Source organism: Nocardioides sp. (assembly GCF_036267815.1).
GTDB lineage: Bacteria > Actinomycetota > Actinomycetes > Propionibacteriales > Nocardioidaceae > Nocardioides.
The window spans coordinates 77,135-92,446 of the sequence record NZ_DATAVI010000054.1 but is presented as its reverse complement, the minus strand read 5'-3'; the positions used below and the strand labels follow the sequence as shown (position 1 = coordinate 92,446).

The 15,312-nt window shown below is 71.7% G+C and carries 11 protein-coding genes; 2 read left to right on the top strand and 9 right to left on the bottom strand.

All coding sequences use genetic code 11. The annotated features are described in order from the left end of the window. Positions 1-118: 118 nt before the first annotated feature. The 3 genes from VHW64_RS11510 to VHW64_RS11500 form a co-directional block, all read right to left on the bottom strand. Positions 119-1,789: a hypothetical protein gene (locus VHW64_RS11510; RefSeq protein ID WP_329650696.1), complete on the bottom strand. Its 1,671-nt coding sequence runs from the start codon at positions 1,787-1,789 to the stop codon at positions 119-121. A 332-nt stretch (positions 1,790-2,121) separates the two neighbouring features. Then, on the bottom strand, positions 2,122-3,504 hold the full coding sequence (locus VHW64_RS11505) for an aspartate aminotransferase family protein (RefSeq protein WP_329650695.1): 1,383 nt from the start codon (positions 3,502-3,504) through the stop codon (positions 2,122-2,124). Positions 3,505-3,517: 13 nt separating this feature from the next. Continuing rightward, complete coding sequence (locus VHW64_RS11500) at positions 3,518-5,008, bottom strand: CoA-acylating methylmalonate-semialdehyde dehydrogenase (protein ID WP_329650694.1); 1,491 nt, start codon at positions 5,006-5,008, stop codon at positions 3,518-3,520. Positions 5,009-5,069: 61 nt separating this feature from the next. On the opposite strand from VHW64_RS11500, the gene VHW64_RS11495 reads away from it, so the two are divergent. Next, positions 5,070-6,464 (top strand): aminotransferase class I/II-fold pyridoxal phosphate-dependent enzyme, encoded by a 1,395-nt coding sequence (locus VHW64_RS11495; protein WP_329650693.1) that lies wholly within the window; start codon positions 5,070-5,072, stop codon positions 6,462-6,464. Positions 6,465-6,524: 60 nt separating this feature from the next. Here VHW64_RS11495 and VHW64_RS11490 read toward each other — a convergent pair whose 3' ends face one another. Genes VHW64_RS11490 through VHW64_RS11465 form a run of 6 tightly spaced genes read right to left on the bottom strand, consistent with a single transcriptional unit; the run spans position 6,525 to position 13,804 of the window. Then, positions 6,525-8,099 (bottom strand): diol dehydratase reactivase ATPase-like domain-containing protein, encoded by a 1,575-nt coding sequence (locus VHW64_RS11490; protein ID WP_329650692.1) that lies wholly within the window; start codon positions 8,097-8,099, stop codon positions 6,525-6,527. Between the two features lie 7 nt (positions 8,100-8,106). Next, the gene (locus tag VHW64_RS11485) at positions 8,107-8,475 is read right to left on the bottom strand and encodes a diol dehydratase small subunit (protein ID WP_329650691.1); all 369 of its coding nucleotides are present in this window, start codon (positions 8,473-8,475) and stop codon (positions 8,107-8,109) included. Beyond that, positions 8,472-10,733, bottom strand: coding sequence for a propanediol/glycerol family dehydratase large subunit (locus VHW64_RS11480; protein WP_329650690.1), 2,262 nt, complete (start codon positions 10,731-10,733; stop codon positions 8,472-8,474). Before VHW64_RS11480 ends, VHW64_RS11485 begins: the two co-directional genes overlap by 4 nt. Next, positions 10,726-11,151 carry a heme-binding protein gene (locus VHW64_RS11475; RefSeq protein WP_329650689.1) on the bottom strand — a complete coding sequence of 142 codons (426 nt, stop codon included), beginning with the start codon at positions 11,149-11,151 and terminating at the stop codon, positions 10,726-10,728. Before VHW64_RS11475 ends, VHW64_RS11480 begins: the two co-directional genes overlap by 8 nt. Continuing rightward, positions 11,148-12,200 (bottom strand): acetamidase/formamidase family protein, encoded by a 1,053-nt coding sequence (locus VHW64_RS11470; RefSeq protein WP_329650688.1) that lies wholly within the window; start codon positions 12,198-12,200, stop codon positions 11,148-11,150. Before VHW64_RS11470 ends, VHW64_RS11475 begins: the two co-directional genes overlap by 4 nt. A 17-nt stretch (positions 12,201-12,217) precedes the next feature. Further along, complete coding sequence (locus tag VHW64_RS11465) at positions 12,218-13,804, bottom strand: APC family permease (RefSeq protein WP_329650687.1); 1,587 nt, start codon at positions 13,802-13,804, stop codon at positions 12,218-12,220. 226 nt (positions 13,805-14,030) lie between these two features. Here VHW64_RS11465 and VHW64_RS11460 point away from each other — a divergent pair, with 226 nt between their 5' ends. After that, entirely contained in the window at positions 14,031-15,308 is a 1,278-nt protein-coding gene (locus VHW64_RS11460) for an aspartate aminotransferase family protein (protein ID WP_329650686.1), read from the top strand. Positions 15,309-15,312: the final 4 nt, after the last annotated feature.

Below are 15,312 nucleotides of genomic sequence, written 5' to 3'. Positions count from 1 at the left end.
GACCAGGCCTGGTCAGTGACGTGGCGGGAAGCGGGTGGAGGCCCCGCGGTCGAGCTCGTCCGCGGCACGCCACGTGCGGCGGAGCTCGGGGAGCTGCGCGACCCAGGTGGCCATGCGCTCAGGCTACGGTCCGGCACGCGCACGAGGCACGCACCGGGACATCGGTCAGGGCCTGGGCGGCGTCGAGGTCGGCCTTGACGCCGGGCGCCTCGTCGGTCAGGCCCAGCCGGGTGAGGCACTCGTGGTAGCCGTGCAGGCTCCAGACGTTGCCGGGATGGCGCAGCGCGCGCGGCAGCGAGTCGTCGAGGCCGAGGTCGGCGCGATAGATCGCCGCCGCCTCCTCGACGTGCCCCTGCTCCAGCAGGAGCGCGCCGTAGGCGTGCCGCGTCGGCTGCATCCACCCCCACGGCTCGTCGTAGGGGAGGTTGTCGTCGAGCTCGACGCTGTGGCGCAGGGCGGCGTACGCCGCGTCGTACTCGCCGCGGCGGTAGAGCAGCTCGCCGTCCAGCATCTGCGCGGCGATCGCGAGGAGGTCGGCGACGGAGTTGTTGAACAGCGTGCGGCTCGCGGGCACCCGCGCGGCTGCGGCGACGAAGAGCTCGCGCTCTCGCTCGCCCTCGGCGACCCGGCCCGTCGCGCTGTGGGCGATACCGCGGCCGTAGCGCACGAGGGCCGTCGTGGCGGCGTACAGCTCGTGGTCCTGCGGGAGCGGCTCGACCGCCAGCTCCTCCCACATCCCGAAGCGGATCATCACGTGCACGCGGATGGCGACGAAGGCCTCGAGCAGGTCGGCCATCGGCGGTGACGCGACGCGGAGCAGCGACTCCGGGATGCAGTCCACCAACCGGTCGGCCGCGTCGAGGGCCCGGCCACGGTCGCCGAGGAACATCGCGCCGTAGACGAGGAAGTGCAGGTCGTGGCAGCGGTAGAGCGTGTAGGCGTTCATCGCGCCCTCGCGGGCGACGTAGCGTTGGTCCGCCTCGTAGGCGGCCTGGTTGGCGGCGATCACCGCGTCGTAGCGCCCGAGCAGCACGTCGATGTGCGAGGGCATGTGGCGCAGGTGACCGGCATCGGGCACGAGGTCCCGCAGCAGGTCTGCCGCCTCGGCCGCGGCGTCGGGGGTCGGCGACATCTCCATCAGGTGGATGTACATGTGGAGGATCCCGGGGTGTCGTCGAGCGGCCGGTCTGGCGAGCGCCTGCTCGAGCACCTCCCGGCACTCGACGGTGTGCGCCCCCGGGGCCGGCTGCCCGCTGGGCAGGTCCCACATCTGCCAGGGCGTGACGTTCATCAGCGCCTCGGCGAAGAGCGCGGCGACGTCCAGATCGTCGGGGAAGCGCTGGTACGCCGTACGCATCGCCACCGCGTGGCCCTCGCACCACCCCGGATCGCCCTCGATGGCGTCGGTGACCGGGTAGCGCGCGGCCAGCGTCGCGATCAGGGCCTGCTCGACGTCGGAGGCGCCGTCGGCGAGCTGCTCGGCGCGCTCCCGGGCCAGGCGGGCGGTGGTCAGCGAGTCGGCCAGGCGTCCGGGGTCGAAGTCGTCCCAGGCGAGGTTGTAGTTGGGACCCACGACGTAGGCGATCCCCCAGTGCGCCATCGCGCAGTCGGGGTCGGCCTCGGCCGCCCGCTCGAAGCACCGCCGGGCCTCCTCGTGATGGAAGCCGTAGGTCCAGGCCAGGCCTCGGTCGAACCACGTCTGCGCCTCGCTCGAGGGCGTCGTGACTGCGCGGTGGTGGTCGCCGAGATCGAAGTAGTCCGTGCCCGAGTCGTCGCAGCAGCCCGCCATGACCGGATGCTAGCGACGCGCTCCGTTGAGTGGCGTCTTCCGACCCGTTGAGTGGCGTCTTCCGACCCGTTGAGTGGCGAGTTCCGACCAACCGAGTGGCGGGTTCCGACCAACGACACCCGCCACGTCCGGTGGAGCTCGGTGGCTCCGCCGGCGAGGTTGGTCGGCTTCGACGGTCAAACCCTGGCTTTGCCCGCCACTCCGCACACGCCCCACCGGACGTGGCGGGTGTCGTTGGTCGGAACCCGCCACTCGGTTGGTCGGAACTCGCCACTCGGTTGGTCAGAACTCGCCACTCAACGGGTCGGAAGACGCCACTCAACGGGTCGGGGTCAGGTGCCGGTGTAGTAGGAGTCTGCGGTCTCCAGCGCCTCGTCGAGCATCGCCAGGCCCTCGCGGAGCTCCTGCTCGGTGATCGTGCACGGCGGGACGACGTGGGTGCGGTTGAAGTGCGTCATCGGCCACAGCCCGCGCTTCTTGCACGCCGCGGCGAAGGCGTTCATCGGGGCGGCGGCGTCGCCGGCTGCGTTGTAGGGCACCAGCGGCTCGTGGGTCGCCCGGTCCTTGACCAGCTCGACGGCCCAGAAGACGCCCAGACCGCGGACCTCGCCGACACTGGGGTGTCGGTCCGCGAGCTTGGCCAGCTCGGGCCCGATCACGTCGTCGCCGAGCGCGCGGGCGTGCTCGACGATCCCCTCCTCCTTGAAGATCTCGATCGAGGCGACCGCACTGGCGCAGGCCAGGGGGTGTCCGGAGTAGGTGAGACCGCCGGGGTAGGCGCGCTGCTGGAAGGTCTCGGCGACCGGGTCGCTGATCACTACGCCGCCCAGCGGGAGGTAGCCGGAGTTCACGCCCTTGGCGAAGCTGATCAGGTCGGGTCGGACGTCCCAGTGCTGCATGCCGAACCACTCCCCACACCGACCGAAGCCCGACATCACCTCGTCGGCGATCAGCAGGATGCCGTGCTCGTCGCAGATGTCGCGCACCCCGGCGAGGTAGCCCGGCGGGGGGACCAGGATGCCGTTGGTCCCGACCACCGGCTCGAGGATGATCGCCGCGATCGTCGCGGAGCCCTCGACCATGATCGTGTCGCGCAGATGCTGGAGGGCCCGGGTCGTCTCCTCCTCCGGCGTGGAGGAGTGGAAGGCCGAGCGATAGGGGTAGGGCCCCCAGAAGTGGACGATGCCCGGGATCGTGTGCGGCTCGGTGCCCCAGCGACGCGGGTCACCGGTCAGCCCGATCACGCCGTGCGTGGCGCCGTGGTAGCTGCGGTACATCGCGAGGATCTTCGGCCGTCCGGTGTGGAGCCGGGCCAGGCGGATGGCGTTCTCGTTGGCCTCGGCGCCGGCGTTGGTGAAGAACACCTGGTTGAGGTCGTGACCCGCCACCTCGGTGATCAGGCGGGCCGCCTCCGAGCGGGCGTCGTTGGCGAACGCCGGCTGGATCGTGGTCATCTGCTGGGCGTAGTCGGCGATCGCCTTGACCAGCTTGGGGTGCTGGTAGCCGATGTTGACGTTGACCAGCTGGCTGGAGAAGTCGAGATACTCCTTGCCGGAGTAGTCGGTGAAGCGCGAGCCAGCGGCGCTGGCGATGGGCAGCGGGTCGATCAGGGCCTGCGCCGACCAGGAGTGGAAGACGTGGGCCCGGTCGAGCTTGCGGACCGACTCCTCGTCGGTCGGGATGCCGGCGAGCGGGCCGTCGTACGTCGGGGTCATGGGTGTCCTCCGATCAGCGGTGGGTGGGGAAGCCGAGGTCGATCTTCGAGGTAGCCGGGTCGGGCCAGCGCGACGTGACGACCTTGCCACGGGTGTAGAAGGCGATCCCCTCGGGGCCGTACATGTGGGCGTCGCCGAACAGCGAGGCCTTCCAGCCCCCGAACGAGTAGTACGACACGGGCACCGGGATCGGGACGTTGACCCCGACCATGCCGACCTCGACGTCGAACTGGAACCGCCGGGCGGCTCCGCCGTCGCGGGTGAAGATCGCGGTGCCGTTGGCGAACTGGTTGGCGTTGATCAGCGCGATGGCCTCGTCGTAGGAGTCCTGGCGGACGACGCACAGCACCGGGCCGAAGATCTCATCGGTGTAGACGGTCATCTCCGGGCTGACCCGGTCCAGGAGCGTCGTCCCGAGGAAGAAGCCGTCGCTGGGCACGTCGGCCTCGCGCCCGTCGACCACCGCAGTGGCGCCGGCCTCGATGCCCTGGCGGACATAGTCGGCGACCTTGTCCCGGTGCTCGCGCGTGATCAGCGGGCCCATCTCCGAGTCGGGGTCGGTGCCGTCGCCGATGCGCAGCTTGGGCAGACGGGCCGCGATCGCGTCGACCAGCGGGTCGGCGACGTCACCCACGGCCACGGCGACCGAGATCGCCATGCACCGCTCGCCCGCGGCGCCGTACGCCGCCGACACCGCGGCGTCCGCGGCCATGTCGACGTCCGCGTCGGGCAGGACCAGCATGTGGTTCTTGGCGCCGCCCAGCGCCTGGACGCGCTTGCCGTTGCGGGTGCCAGTCTCGTAGATGTAGCGCGCGATGGGCGTCGAGCCGACGAAGCTGACCGCGGCGACGTCCGGGTGCTCGAGGATCGCGTCGACCGCCTCCTTGTCGCCGTGCACGACCGAGAACACGCCGTCGGGCAGGCCGGCCCTCTTCCACAGGTCGGCCAGGAAGAGCGCCGCGCTCGGGTCCTTCTCCGACGGCTTGAGGATGAAGGCGTTGCCGGTCGCGATCGCGTTGGCGCACATCCACAGCGGGACCATGACCGGGAAGTTGAACGGCGTGATGCCGGCGACCACGCCGAGCGGCTGCCGGATGGAGTAGACGTCGACGCCGGTGCCGGCCTGCTCGGAGTAGCCGCCCTTCATGTGCTCGGCCACGCCACAGGCGTACTCGACGTTCTCCAGGCCGCGCGCGATCTCGCCCTTGGCGTCGCTCAGCACCTTGCCGTGCTCGGCGGTGACGATCGCCGCGAGGTCGTCGACGCTCGCTGCGAGGAGCTCGCGGAAGGCGAAGAGCACCCCGGTGCGCTTGGCCAGCGACGCCGAGCGCCACTCCTCGGCCGCCTCGCTCGCGCTCGCGACGACCCGGTCGAGCTCCTCGCGGCTGGCGAGGTCGACCTCGCCGGTCTGCTCTCCGGTGGCGGGGTTGAACACCGCGCCGGAGCGCCCAGAGCTGCCGGGGGTGGAGCTGCCATTTGTCCAGTGGCTGATGCGCGTCGTCATACCCCGAAATTATCGACTGGACACTATCTAGAGCAATGCTTTCATTGCTATGTTACAAAACATGTGGCAGGAGCTGGTCGAGGCGGTCGACGACCGCTCGTCGAAGGGCATCGCGCTCGCCCTCTCGGCCGGCATCGACCGCGGCGTGCTCCGTCCCGGGGAGCGGCTGCCGCCGATCCGCCGGGTCGCCCGAGACCTTCAGGTCGCGCCGGCCACCATCAGCGCCGCCTGGTCGCAGCTGGCCCGGGCCGGTCTCATCGAGACCGACGGCCGCCGCGGCACGCGGGTGCGCGAGGCGTCGGTCGGTCCCCGGCGCTACCGCCGCGCGCTCGACGCCCAGGCCGGCTACCGGGTCGACCTCTCCACCGGTCTGCCCGATCCTCGGCTGCTGCCCGACCTGCACGCCGCGATGCAGCGGATCCCCCGCGACGAGACCGCCCACTCCTACCTCGAGGAGCCGGTCGTGCCCGCCCTCCGATCGCTGATCGAGAAGTCCTGGCCCAACCCCGTCGAGGCGCTCACCGTGGTCGACGGGGCCATGGACGCACACAGCCAGTTCGTCGCCGCCCATCTGCGGTTCGGCGACCGGGTCGCGGTTGAGCAGCCCTGCTTCCCCCCGCTGCTGGACCTGCTCGAGATGGCCGGCGCCGTACCCCTGGGCGTCGGCTACGACGACGCGGGTCCGGTGGTCGCCGATCTCCGGGCCGCGCTGGACGCCGGCGCGAAGGTGCTGTTCTTCCAGCCGTGGGGCCAGAACCCCTCCGGCCGTTCGCTGTCCGCGGAGCGGGCGCTCGAGCTCTGCTGCGTCATCGAAGGACGCGACGTGGTGGTGGTCGAGGACGACTCCGCCGGGGGTACGCCGTCCGGCCCGCCGGTCTCCCTGGGCACCTACCTGCCCGAGCGGACCGTGCTGGTGCGCAGCTTCTCCAAGACCCACGGACCCGACCTGCGGCTGGCCGCCGTGGGCGGGCCTGCCGCCGTCGTCGGGCCGATCATCGAGCGGCGCTACCTCGGGCAGGGCTGGAGCAGCCGGATGGTGCAGTCGATCCTGCTGGACCTGCTCACCGATCCCGCGGCGCGCACCTTGGTCGCGCGGGCTCGCACGACGTACGCCGCCCGGACCGCCGCCATGGCCGACGCACTCGCGGCGCGCGGGGTCGCCGTACCCGGGCGGGACGGCATCAACGTGTGGGTCCCGGTGGCCGACCAGGGGGCCGCGCTCGTGCACCTCGCAGCCGCCGGGGTGCGCGCCGCCAGCGGAGACGCGTTCTGGATCTCCCCACCGGGCTCGGACCACATCCGGATCACCACGTCGTCCATCGACCCGGAGGCCTCGCGCCCCGAGGGGCCACTCACGGCCGACCTCGCCGACCCCGCCGACCTCACCGGCCTCGCCGACCTCGCCGACCTCATCGCCGCCGCCACCCGCGCCGGTACCTGGGCCGGCCACCGCTGACCCATTCGCCGAGTCGGCATAGGACGACTCGGCGTGTTTTTGGTGCTTCTTTGCGCCGAGTCAGCGAAGGGAGGCGGTGAGGGCCAGGCCCCAGGCGACGGCGTAGCGGTGGCCGAGGCAGCCGGCGACGTCGCCTCGCCCGACGACCGTGCCCGACGGGACCAGGCGCGACACCGCGGTCAGGGCCTCGTCGTCACCGGCCGGCCCGCCGACGACGACCAGGGTGGAGGGCAGGGAGAGGGCAGACTCGCGCAGGGCCCGGCCGAGGACGACCTCCTTGAGCGACCAACGGGCCGCGCGCCACGAGGCGGCGGGCAGCTGGTCGCCGAACCCGAGCAGCCCGGCCGGACCGGGTACGGCGAGCCGGCCGACCGCGGAGGCCGGCGCGGTGCTGTCGTCGAGGTAGCGCTCCCCCGTCTCGGTGACGCGGACCGTCGGTCCCTCGACCCGCACGCACGGACCGCGCTTGATCCACTCCGCGGCTCCACGCGTCGTCCCCAGCGCCTCGGCCACGGCCAGCGTGAGCAGCGCGCCGCAGCCCGCCCGGGTCTCACCGGAGCCGCCGGTGACGAGGTCGGCGGTGCCGGCGCCGAGGTCCAGGACCGCCGCATCGGACTCGGCGCCCGGGGTGCTCGCCGCACCCAGCGCCGCCATCTCCGCCTCGGACGGCGCCAGGTCGACCGGGATGCCGAGGCGCCCCGCCAGCTCCGCCGAGGGGTCGACCGACGTCTCGGCCCCCGCGAGGTACGCCGCGGCGAGGAGATGCTCCCCCGGCTGTCGGGGCCACGCCGTCTCGGTGACGTCGACGACCGCGAGGTCGGCGACCGGCACTCCAGGATCGGCCAGGCGCCAGCCGTCGTCGGTCCTGATCACCGCCGGCAGGGCGTCCGGGGGCCCGGTGACGGGGACCGCGGCGTCCTCGAGGAGCACGAGGCCGGAGGACTGTCCGGAGAGCTGGGACGCCGCCAGGGCCGCGTCGGTGCGCTCGCCGTCGTCGAGTCCCAGCTCGGAGGTCAGCCACAGCGGGTCGACGAGGCGCGCGAGCACGCCTCCCGGCGACGCGACCTCGAGAGCGACGGCGGTGGCCGTCGCCAGCCGCTCGACCGGCACCTGGTCGAGGACGGGCACGCGGCGCTCGAGCCGGTTCCCCACCAGCACCGCCTCGTCGTCGGCCAGCGCGACCGCGACGACCTGGGCCGACGTCTCGTTGAGCGTGCGGGCCGCGGCGGCGTACCCGGTCCCGCTCGGCACCAGGGCCACCAGCGGCCCGGACGCCGAGCCCAGCTGGTCGAGCCAGACCCCGCGGCCGACGGCGGCCCCCGCCCGCACCAGCGTCCGTCCTACCAGGGGTACGACGCCCAGCCGGCCGGTCCCTGCTCCCGCGACCAGGCCGCTGACCACCCCGGTCTGCACCGGCGTCAGCAGCGAGACGGCGGCGCGAGCCGGTGCCTGACCCGCCTGCTCACTCATCCGCCGGACCAACGCGACGGCCGCGGTGACCGATGTCGCCGACCCCTTCGCCCCGCGGGTAGGCACCTGGTGGGCGAGCACCGGGCTCAGTGCCCCGGCGACGACGCGGGCCAGGACGATCTCGGTGGTCGCGTTCCCGATGTCGATCCCGGCGACCAGCCTCACGGGGGGCTCACGCGGTCAGGCCGGTCCGCTCGTAGACCGTGGCGGCCTCGCGCACGAACGCCGCGCAGATCGGCGCCGACCGCGCGTCGAGCGCGTCGGCTCGCGCTCTCAGCTCGGCTCCGGTCGCGCGTCCTGGTCGGAGCAGCTCGTAGAGCGCCAGCACGTCCGCCTCGTCGAACGCCGCGAGCTCGGCGGCGCGCTCGAAGTTCGCCGCCAGCTGGGGGTTGCCGTGAGCACGGGCCACGTCGGCCTGGTGGCGCAAGGTGTCGGGGCTGATCCGGATGTCGTCGGGACCCAGCCGTCCCTCGACGACACCCTCGACGGTCAGCTCGGAGGAGTCCCGGCCGGACCAGGCCCGGCGCGGCTCGGGGCTCATCGCTCCCCCTTCCAGGCGAGCTCCTCGGGCGGAGCGCCCGTGGCGAGAGTCCGCTCGATGGCGACCAGGGCGACGACGCGCGTGTGGTAGCGCGCCTCGATCGCCTCGTCGGAGTAGGGGTTGCGGGCCGGGTCGGGAGTGGCGCCCTTCGCGTGGCGCCCGGCATTGACGCCGAGGAGGCGATAGTCGGCACGCCCGATCGTCGGGGCGACGCTGTAGAGCTCCAGGTTGGCCAGGGGCGGGAGGTCGCGTCGGTGGATCAGCGCCGTGCCCTTGGCCTGGAGGCCGATCCCGATGCCCGACCCCGCGAGCCGCGCCGCCTTGAGCCCGATCGAGCCGAGGTCGATCGAGTCGTTGACCCGTACGAGCCGCGCGGTGCAGCCCTCCTCCTCCAGGCCCGCCAGGATCTCGGCGAGCGCCTCGGAGACCGACAGCCCCGACAGCGTCCGACTGATGGCCCGGCCGACGGCCGGCGAGAGCCCGACCACCACCTCGCCGGCGTGGGTCCCGACCGTGGCCTCCTCCACGACCGAGAACCTCGCGAACTCCGCTGGGTCGTCCTGCGCGCGTCGCAGGTCGTCGACCGACCGCTCCTGCCGGATCGCGTCGATCTCGGCTTGGCGCTCCGGGGTGGGGTCGTAGCCGGTGCCCGGGCCGAGGTAGTCGTTGGGGTCGGTCACCAGCGAGAGCACGTTCATCGACTCGTCGAAGATCGCCGCGGTCTGGAGGTAGTCGCCGCTCACCCGGGCCGCCAGCATGTCGAGCAGCCGCCGCGCCTCGTCGGGGTAGCCGCACTGCTCCAGCGCCGAGACCACGTCGAGCCCGGTCATGCCCGAGGTCTTGATGGTGAGCGCGGCGTTGAGTACGGCGAGCGTGTCGGTCGTCCCGAGGTCCTTGGAGCCGGCCGCGTCGACGGCGAGCTCGACCTGCTCGTCGCCGAAGTCCGCCAGACCGAACCACGCGTACACGTCGCGGGCCACCTGCGCCGCGCGGCGGCGGATCCGCTCCAGGTCGTCGGCGTCGGCGGTGCGCAGCCCCCCGTCGACACCCCAGTCGCGCTGGATGGCGAGGTAGTCGTCGATGTCCTCGGCGTTGAGGTTGCTGGGACCGAACATGTTGTCGAACCGCTGGATCGAGCCGAAGCCCGAGCAGATGAAGTCCGAGCCGGCCAGCAGCGTCGGGAGGGTGCGCGCCGTGCGACGCATGTCGGACTCGCTCATCAGCGCGTCGTTGCCCGAGCAGGACTCCAGGTTGCGCAGCATCACCATGAGGTTCTCGGCGGTCAGCGACCGCACGCCCTTGGGCACGGAGGCCGCGACCGACGCCGAGTCGATGCCGCCGTTCTGCACGCCTTGCGCGCCGATCGCCCGGGCCAGGGCGACGCAGCGGGCCTCGAGGTAGAACATCGAGTGCCCCTGGGCCCCGCCCATCAGCGCCTCGGCCCCGCCGCCGGACGTCACCCGCATCTTCACTCCGCGGGAGGCGTACGCCGAGGCCAGCAGGGCCTTCGACCACGGGGTGTCGTCGCCGTCGACGAAGACCTCGTGGGTGCCGTAGAGCGACACGGTCTCGGCGTAGGAGACGAAGCCGCGCATCCCCAGCTCGAGCTCGAGCGCCTCCTCCACCGAGCACTGCACGAGCACTCCGGCCGCCCCGACCACCGAGCCCAGGGTGACGGCGAGCGCGTTCGACGGTGCGTCGTTGAGGACCGGCACGGTCGTCTCGAGCTCGCGGAATCCGAACGCCGCAGCCGTGGCGGCGTCGGCCGCCAGCAGCAGCGGGTCGTCGAGGCGGTTCGTCACGTGGGCCTGGTTGCTCGGGGTACGGCGTGCACGCACCTTGGTCATCGCGACCATCAGCTCGACCGGCCGCAGCAGGGCCAACGGCGCCGCCAGCTTGGCCGGCGTCATCCCGGCCGCCAGCCGCACCAGCTCCGCGCGCGGCACCGCCGGGTCGACCAGCATCCGCGCGTAGGTCAGGTCGTCGACCGCCATCGCCTCCTCGGCGACGTCGAGGTCGAGCCCGTGGCGCGCGACGAACTCGTCGATGCTGTCGAAGTCGGCCTCGGCCCGCCCGTCCATCTCCACGACCCGTCCCTCGCGCAGCACGAGCGACGGCGCCGGGTCGGCCGGTGAGTCGTAGGCGACCATCCCGAGGTCGGTGTTCTCGGCGGCGAAGCCGTCGAGGTTCACCCGCTGGGCGTCCATGAAGCGCACTCGGCCGATCGGGCGAGGTCTCGGACCCTGGGCCTCACCCATCGAGCTCGCCTGCCGCCTCTTCCCAGAGTGCCGCGCCGGTGCCGGCGAACGCGTGGTCCTGCTCCCCGCTGGCTCCGCTGACTCCCACGGCGCCGACCACCAGCCCGTCGTACCACAGGGGGACGCCGCCGCCGAACGCGATGAACCGGCCGCCGGACGCCGCGTAGTAGCCGGCCAGGTCACCGCCAGGCGCCACCTGCTCGCGCAGGTCGAGGGTCGCGATCCGGTTGCCAGCGGCGGTATAGGCCTTGTCGACCGCGATCGTGGCACCCGCGAACTCCGCGCCGTCCATCCGCCGGAAGGCGACCAGGTGACCGCCCGCATCGACGACCGCTGCGGAGACCAGACAGCCGGCTCCCGCCGCTGCCGCGCAGGCGGCCTGCGTCATCTGCTCGGCGAGCTCGAGGGTCGGCCTCATGCGCGCTCCGTGGTCCCGAGGGGCTCGACCGGCGAGGTGAGTGCCGCGGCCTGGGCGCGCAGCCGGCCGTGGATGCCGGCGTACGCCGCGACGCCGGGGAGGTATCGCTTGGCGACCTTCGCGGTCATCGTGTAGACGGTGTCCACGACGTTGGCGACCGGCGACTCCACCACCTGGGTCACCAGCTGGTAGGCGTCCAGCGGCGACAGGCCCAGCTCCGCGCCCACCCAGCCGGTCATGTCGGCGTGGGCGATCCGGAAGGCGTCCTCGAGCGGCTTCGTCGAGCCGGTCGAGATCAGGTGGGTGTCGGACTCGACGCGGGGCCAGTCGGTGTAGACGCCCTTGACCACGTCGACGATGACGACGGTGTCCATGGCCGTCTCGACCGCGACCCCGCAGGTCTCCCCCTCGCCCTGCCGGGCGTGGCCGTCGCCGAGGCTGAACATCGCGCCCTCGACGTTCACGCCGAGGTAGCAGGTCACGCCGGCGCGCATCTCGGGGGTGTCCATGTTGCCGCCCCACGAGCCCGGCGTGAGTGACGACCTGGCCTCCCCGAGCGGCGGCGCAACGCCGACGGTGCCGTGCATGGGGTCCAGGGGCAGCTCGAGGGTGAACGGCGAGTCGAGCGCGGCGTACCGCACCAGACGGGCGTCCAGGTCCAGCTCGTACCACCAGGTCCGCTCGTCGAGGGGCGCGTTGAGCATGGCCGTGGTGGGGGTGGCGACCAGCGAGCCGAACCGCGGGATGTTCGCCGAGATGCCGAAGGCCTGGCGCGGCTCGATCGAGACGAAGTGCACCGCCAGCGTGTCGCCCGGCGCGGCGCCGTCGACGAAGAAGGGGCCGGTCTGCGGGTTGAGGTACCTCGGGTCGCAGACCTCCGAGACGACGTCGGACGCCGACCGGACCGCGCCGCCGAAGCAGTCGAACGTCCACGTGGACAGGGCGGAGCCGGGCGCCAGGGAGGCGACCGGCTCCACGCCGCCGAAGGTGTAGGTCAGCCCGGCCGGATCGGCGTCCGGGTCAGGCTGGTAGGAGACGGCTGGGGTCACACCTTGGCTCGCATCGGTCAGGCCCGCTCGTGGGCGTCCTCCAGGACCGTGCGCCCGATCCGCTGGTACTGCTCGGGATCACGGGCCCTGAGCCAGAGCATGAAGGCCAGGCCGATCAGGAAGGTCGCGCCGACGATGTAGGGGATCAACTTGTAGAGCAGCGAGCCCGAAGCGGCACCTCCCGCGAAGGAGAGGTTGCTGAACAGCAGGTAGCAGACGTACAGCATGCCGATCGCCCCGAGCGCGGGGATCACACCGGTGGTCACGATGTTGCCGGGGTGGACGCGCTTGACCTGGAAGTACCAGATCACCGCGACCGAGCAGAGCGCCTGCACCAGCAGGATCGCCATGGTGCCGAGGACCGCCAGCAGGCCGTACTCGTAGACGTACGCGGCCTGGACCACGTCGTTGCCCATCTTGAGCCAGAAGAGGATCGTGATCACGAGGGTGATCCCCGACTGGATGGCCGAGGCGATGTGCGGCGACCCATGGTGCGCGTGCGTCGCACCCAGGGTGTTCTGCGTCGAGGGGATCTCGCGGCCGATGGCGTAGATGTAGCGCGAGGCCGCGTTGTGGAAGGCCAGGGCGCAGGCGAACGACCCGGTCACGATCAGGAAGTCGAACACGTACGTCGAGGGGTGGCCGAGGTACTGGTCGAAGGTGCCCTTCATCAGGTCGACCGGGTTGGAGCCCGCCGAGGTGGCGATGGACTGCTTGGCGCCGGTGCCGGACACCGCCATCCAGGACACGAACGTGTAGAAGAGCCCGAGCCCGACGACCGCGATCATCGTGGCCCTGGGCACGATCCGCTTCGGGTCGCGCGACTCCTCGCCGTACACCGCGGTGGTCTCGAAGCCGACCCAGGACCAGAAGGCGAAGAACACGCCGATGGCCGCGGACCCCGCCGCGACCCCGGAGACACCGAGGGACGCGGACGAGCCCGGAAGGTTGCCCCCGGAGGACATCGACTTGAACGCGTTGACCGGGTTGATCGAGCTGCCCATGAGGCCGTCGTGACCGCCGCCCTTGAACAGCACCGTGAAGGCCATCGCGGCCAGGAGCAGCACCTCGCACACCAGGCAGACGCCGAGGAACGCGGCGGCGATGTTGATGTCGTAGTGACCGAACAGCGCGATCAGCACGATCCCGACCACGGCGATGAGGAACCAGTTCGGCTTGACGCTGAACCACGAGTCGAGCGTCGACTGCGTGAAGTAGGCGAAGACGCCGATCAGCGAGCCCTCGAACACGACGTACGCCAGGGTGGCCACGAGCCCGGCCGCCATCCCCCACACCTGGCCGAGGCCCTGGGAGATGAAGCCGTAGAAGGCGCCGGTGGTCGTGACGTGCCGGGCCATCGACACGAAGCCGACGGCGAAGAGGGTGAGCACGATCGTGGCGAACAGGAAGCCCCCCGGGGCGGCCAGGCCGTTGCCGTAGCCCACCGCGATCGGGGTGTTGGCGCTCATCGCCGTGATCGGCGCGGCGTTGGCGGTCGCCATGAACAGGACCGCGACCATGCCGATGGCCCCGGTCTTGAGCTTGTGGCCGGCGTCGACCGGTACCTCGACGAACTCGCTGCCCGTCATCTCTTGGCTCGTCATGCGTGGCCCGCCTTCGTTCGGAGCAGGTGTGTCTAGGTCACCCGAGCGGCATGAGACTCGCACCGGCGGGCGAGCACGCACAAGGCTTCGGCTCGAAATTGATTGTTTCAGGTTTGTTCGGGAACAGACCATTGACACCATTCCTCGCAAAGGTATGCAATGAGGTCGAACCAATCTTGGTCGATCCGGGCCAGTCGAGCGCAGGCATGCGGACGGAGGGGACGCGATGACCGACTACGGTCCCTTCTCCTTCGAGGACAAGCAGGAGGTCCTCGACAAGGCCCGCGAGTTCTGGAACCCCGGCAAGACCCAGTTCTGGATCGACTCCGGCACGCCGCTGGTCATCGACCGGCGCGAGGGCTACCTGCTGTGGGACATGTCCGGACGCCGCCTGATCGACGCCCACCTCAACGGCGGCACCTACAACGTCGGGCACCGCAACCGCGAGGTCGTCGCCGCCGTCGCCCAGGCGATGCACCGCTTCGACATCGGCAACCACCACTTCCCCTCGCTCGCCCGGACGGCGCTCGCGGAGGCCCTCATCGCCTCGGCGCCGGCGGGCCTCACCAAGGTCATCTACGCCAGCGGCGGCGGAGAGGCGATCGACATCGCGATCAAGACCGCCCGCCACGCGACCGGCAAGCGCAGGATCGTCTCGATCGTGAAGGCCTACCACGGTCACACCGGACTGGCCGTCACCGCCGGGGACGACCGCTTCGCCAAGCTCTTCCTGGCCGACCGCCCCGACGAGGTCGCCCAGGTGCCCTTCAACGACCTGGAGGCCATGGAGGAGGCGTTGCGCGCGCGCGACGTCGCGGCCGTGCTGATGGAGTCGATCCCGGCGACGTACGGCTTCCCGCTGCCGGACCCGGGCTACCTCGAGGCGGTCAAGCGGCTCTGCGAGCGCTACGACGCGCTCTACGTCGCCGACGAGGTGCAGACCGGTCTGATGCGCACCGGCGAGCTCTGGTGCATCACCAAGCACGGCATCGAGCCGGACATCCTGGTCACCGGCAAGGGGCTGTCCGGCGGGATGTACCCGATCGCCGCGGTCCTGGTCAGCGAGCGGTGCGCGGGCTGGCTCACCGAGGACGGGTTCGCCCACATGTCGACCTTCGGCGGCGCCGAGGTCGGCTGCATCGCGGCCATGAAGACCCTGGAGATCTGCAACCGCCCCGAGACCCGGTCGATGGTCCACTACCTCGCCGAGCTGCTCCGCGAGGGGCTGCTCCAGATCCGCGACGACAACCCGGGGTGGTTCGGCGGCATCCGCCAGGACGGCCTGGTGATCGGCCTGGAGTTCGACCACCCACGCGGCGCGATGATCGTCAGCCGCCACCTCTACGAGCACGGCGTCTGGGCGATCTTCTCCACGCTCGACCCACGGGTGCTTCAGTTCAAGCCCGGGCTCCTGCTGAACCCCGACCTCGCCGAGGAGCTGCTCGACCGGGTGGCGGTCGCGATCGGCCGTGCCCGCACCGACGCCGCGGCGCGTGCGGCATGACCAG

Bases quoted from the DNA above. Each gene is read 5' to 3' on its own strand.
- VHW64_RS11510 (WP_329650696.1), bottom strand. From the start codon at position 1,789: ATGGCGGGCTGCTGCGACGACTCGGGCACGGACTACTTCGATCTCGGC.
- VHW64_RS11460 (WP_329650686.1), top strand. From the start codon at position 14,031: ATGACCGACTACGGTCCCTTCTCCTTCGAGGACAAGCAGGAGGTCCTC.
- VHW64_RS11475 (WP_329650689.1), bottom strand. From the start codon at position 11,151: ATGAGGCCGACCCTCGAGCTCGCCGAGCAGATGACGCAGGCCGCCTGC.
- VHW64_RS11480 (WP_329650690.1), bottom strand. From the start codon at position 10,733: ATGGGTGAGGCCCAGGGTCCGAGACCTCGCCCGATCGGCCGAGTGCGC.
- VHW64_RS11495 (WP_329650693.1), top strand. From the start codon at position 5,070: ATGTGGCAGGAGCTGGTCGAGGCGGTCGACGACCGCTCGTCGAAGGGC.
- VHW64_RS11500 (WP_329650694.1), bottom strand. From the start codon at position 5,008: ATGACGACGCGCATCAGCCACTGGACAAATGGCAGCTCCACCCCCGGC.
- VHW64_RS11485 (WP_329650691.1), bottom strand. From the start codon at position 8,475: ATGAGCCCCGAGCCGCGCCGGGCCTGGTCCGGCCGGGACTCCTCCGAG.
- VHW64_RS11465 (WP_329650687.1), bottom strand. From the start codon at position 13,804: ATGACGAGCCAAGAGATGACGGGCAGCGAGTTCGTCGAGGTACCGGTC.
- VHW64_RS11505 (WP_329650695.1), bottom strand. From the start codon at position 3,504: ATGACCCCGACGTACGACGGCCCGCTCGCCGGCATCCCGACCGACGAG.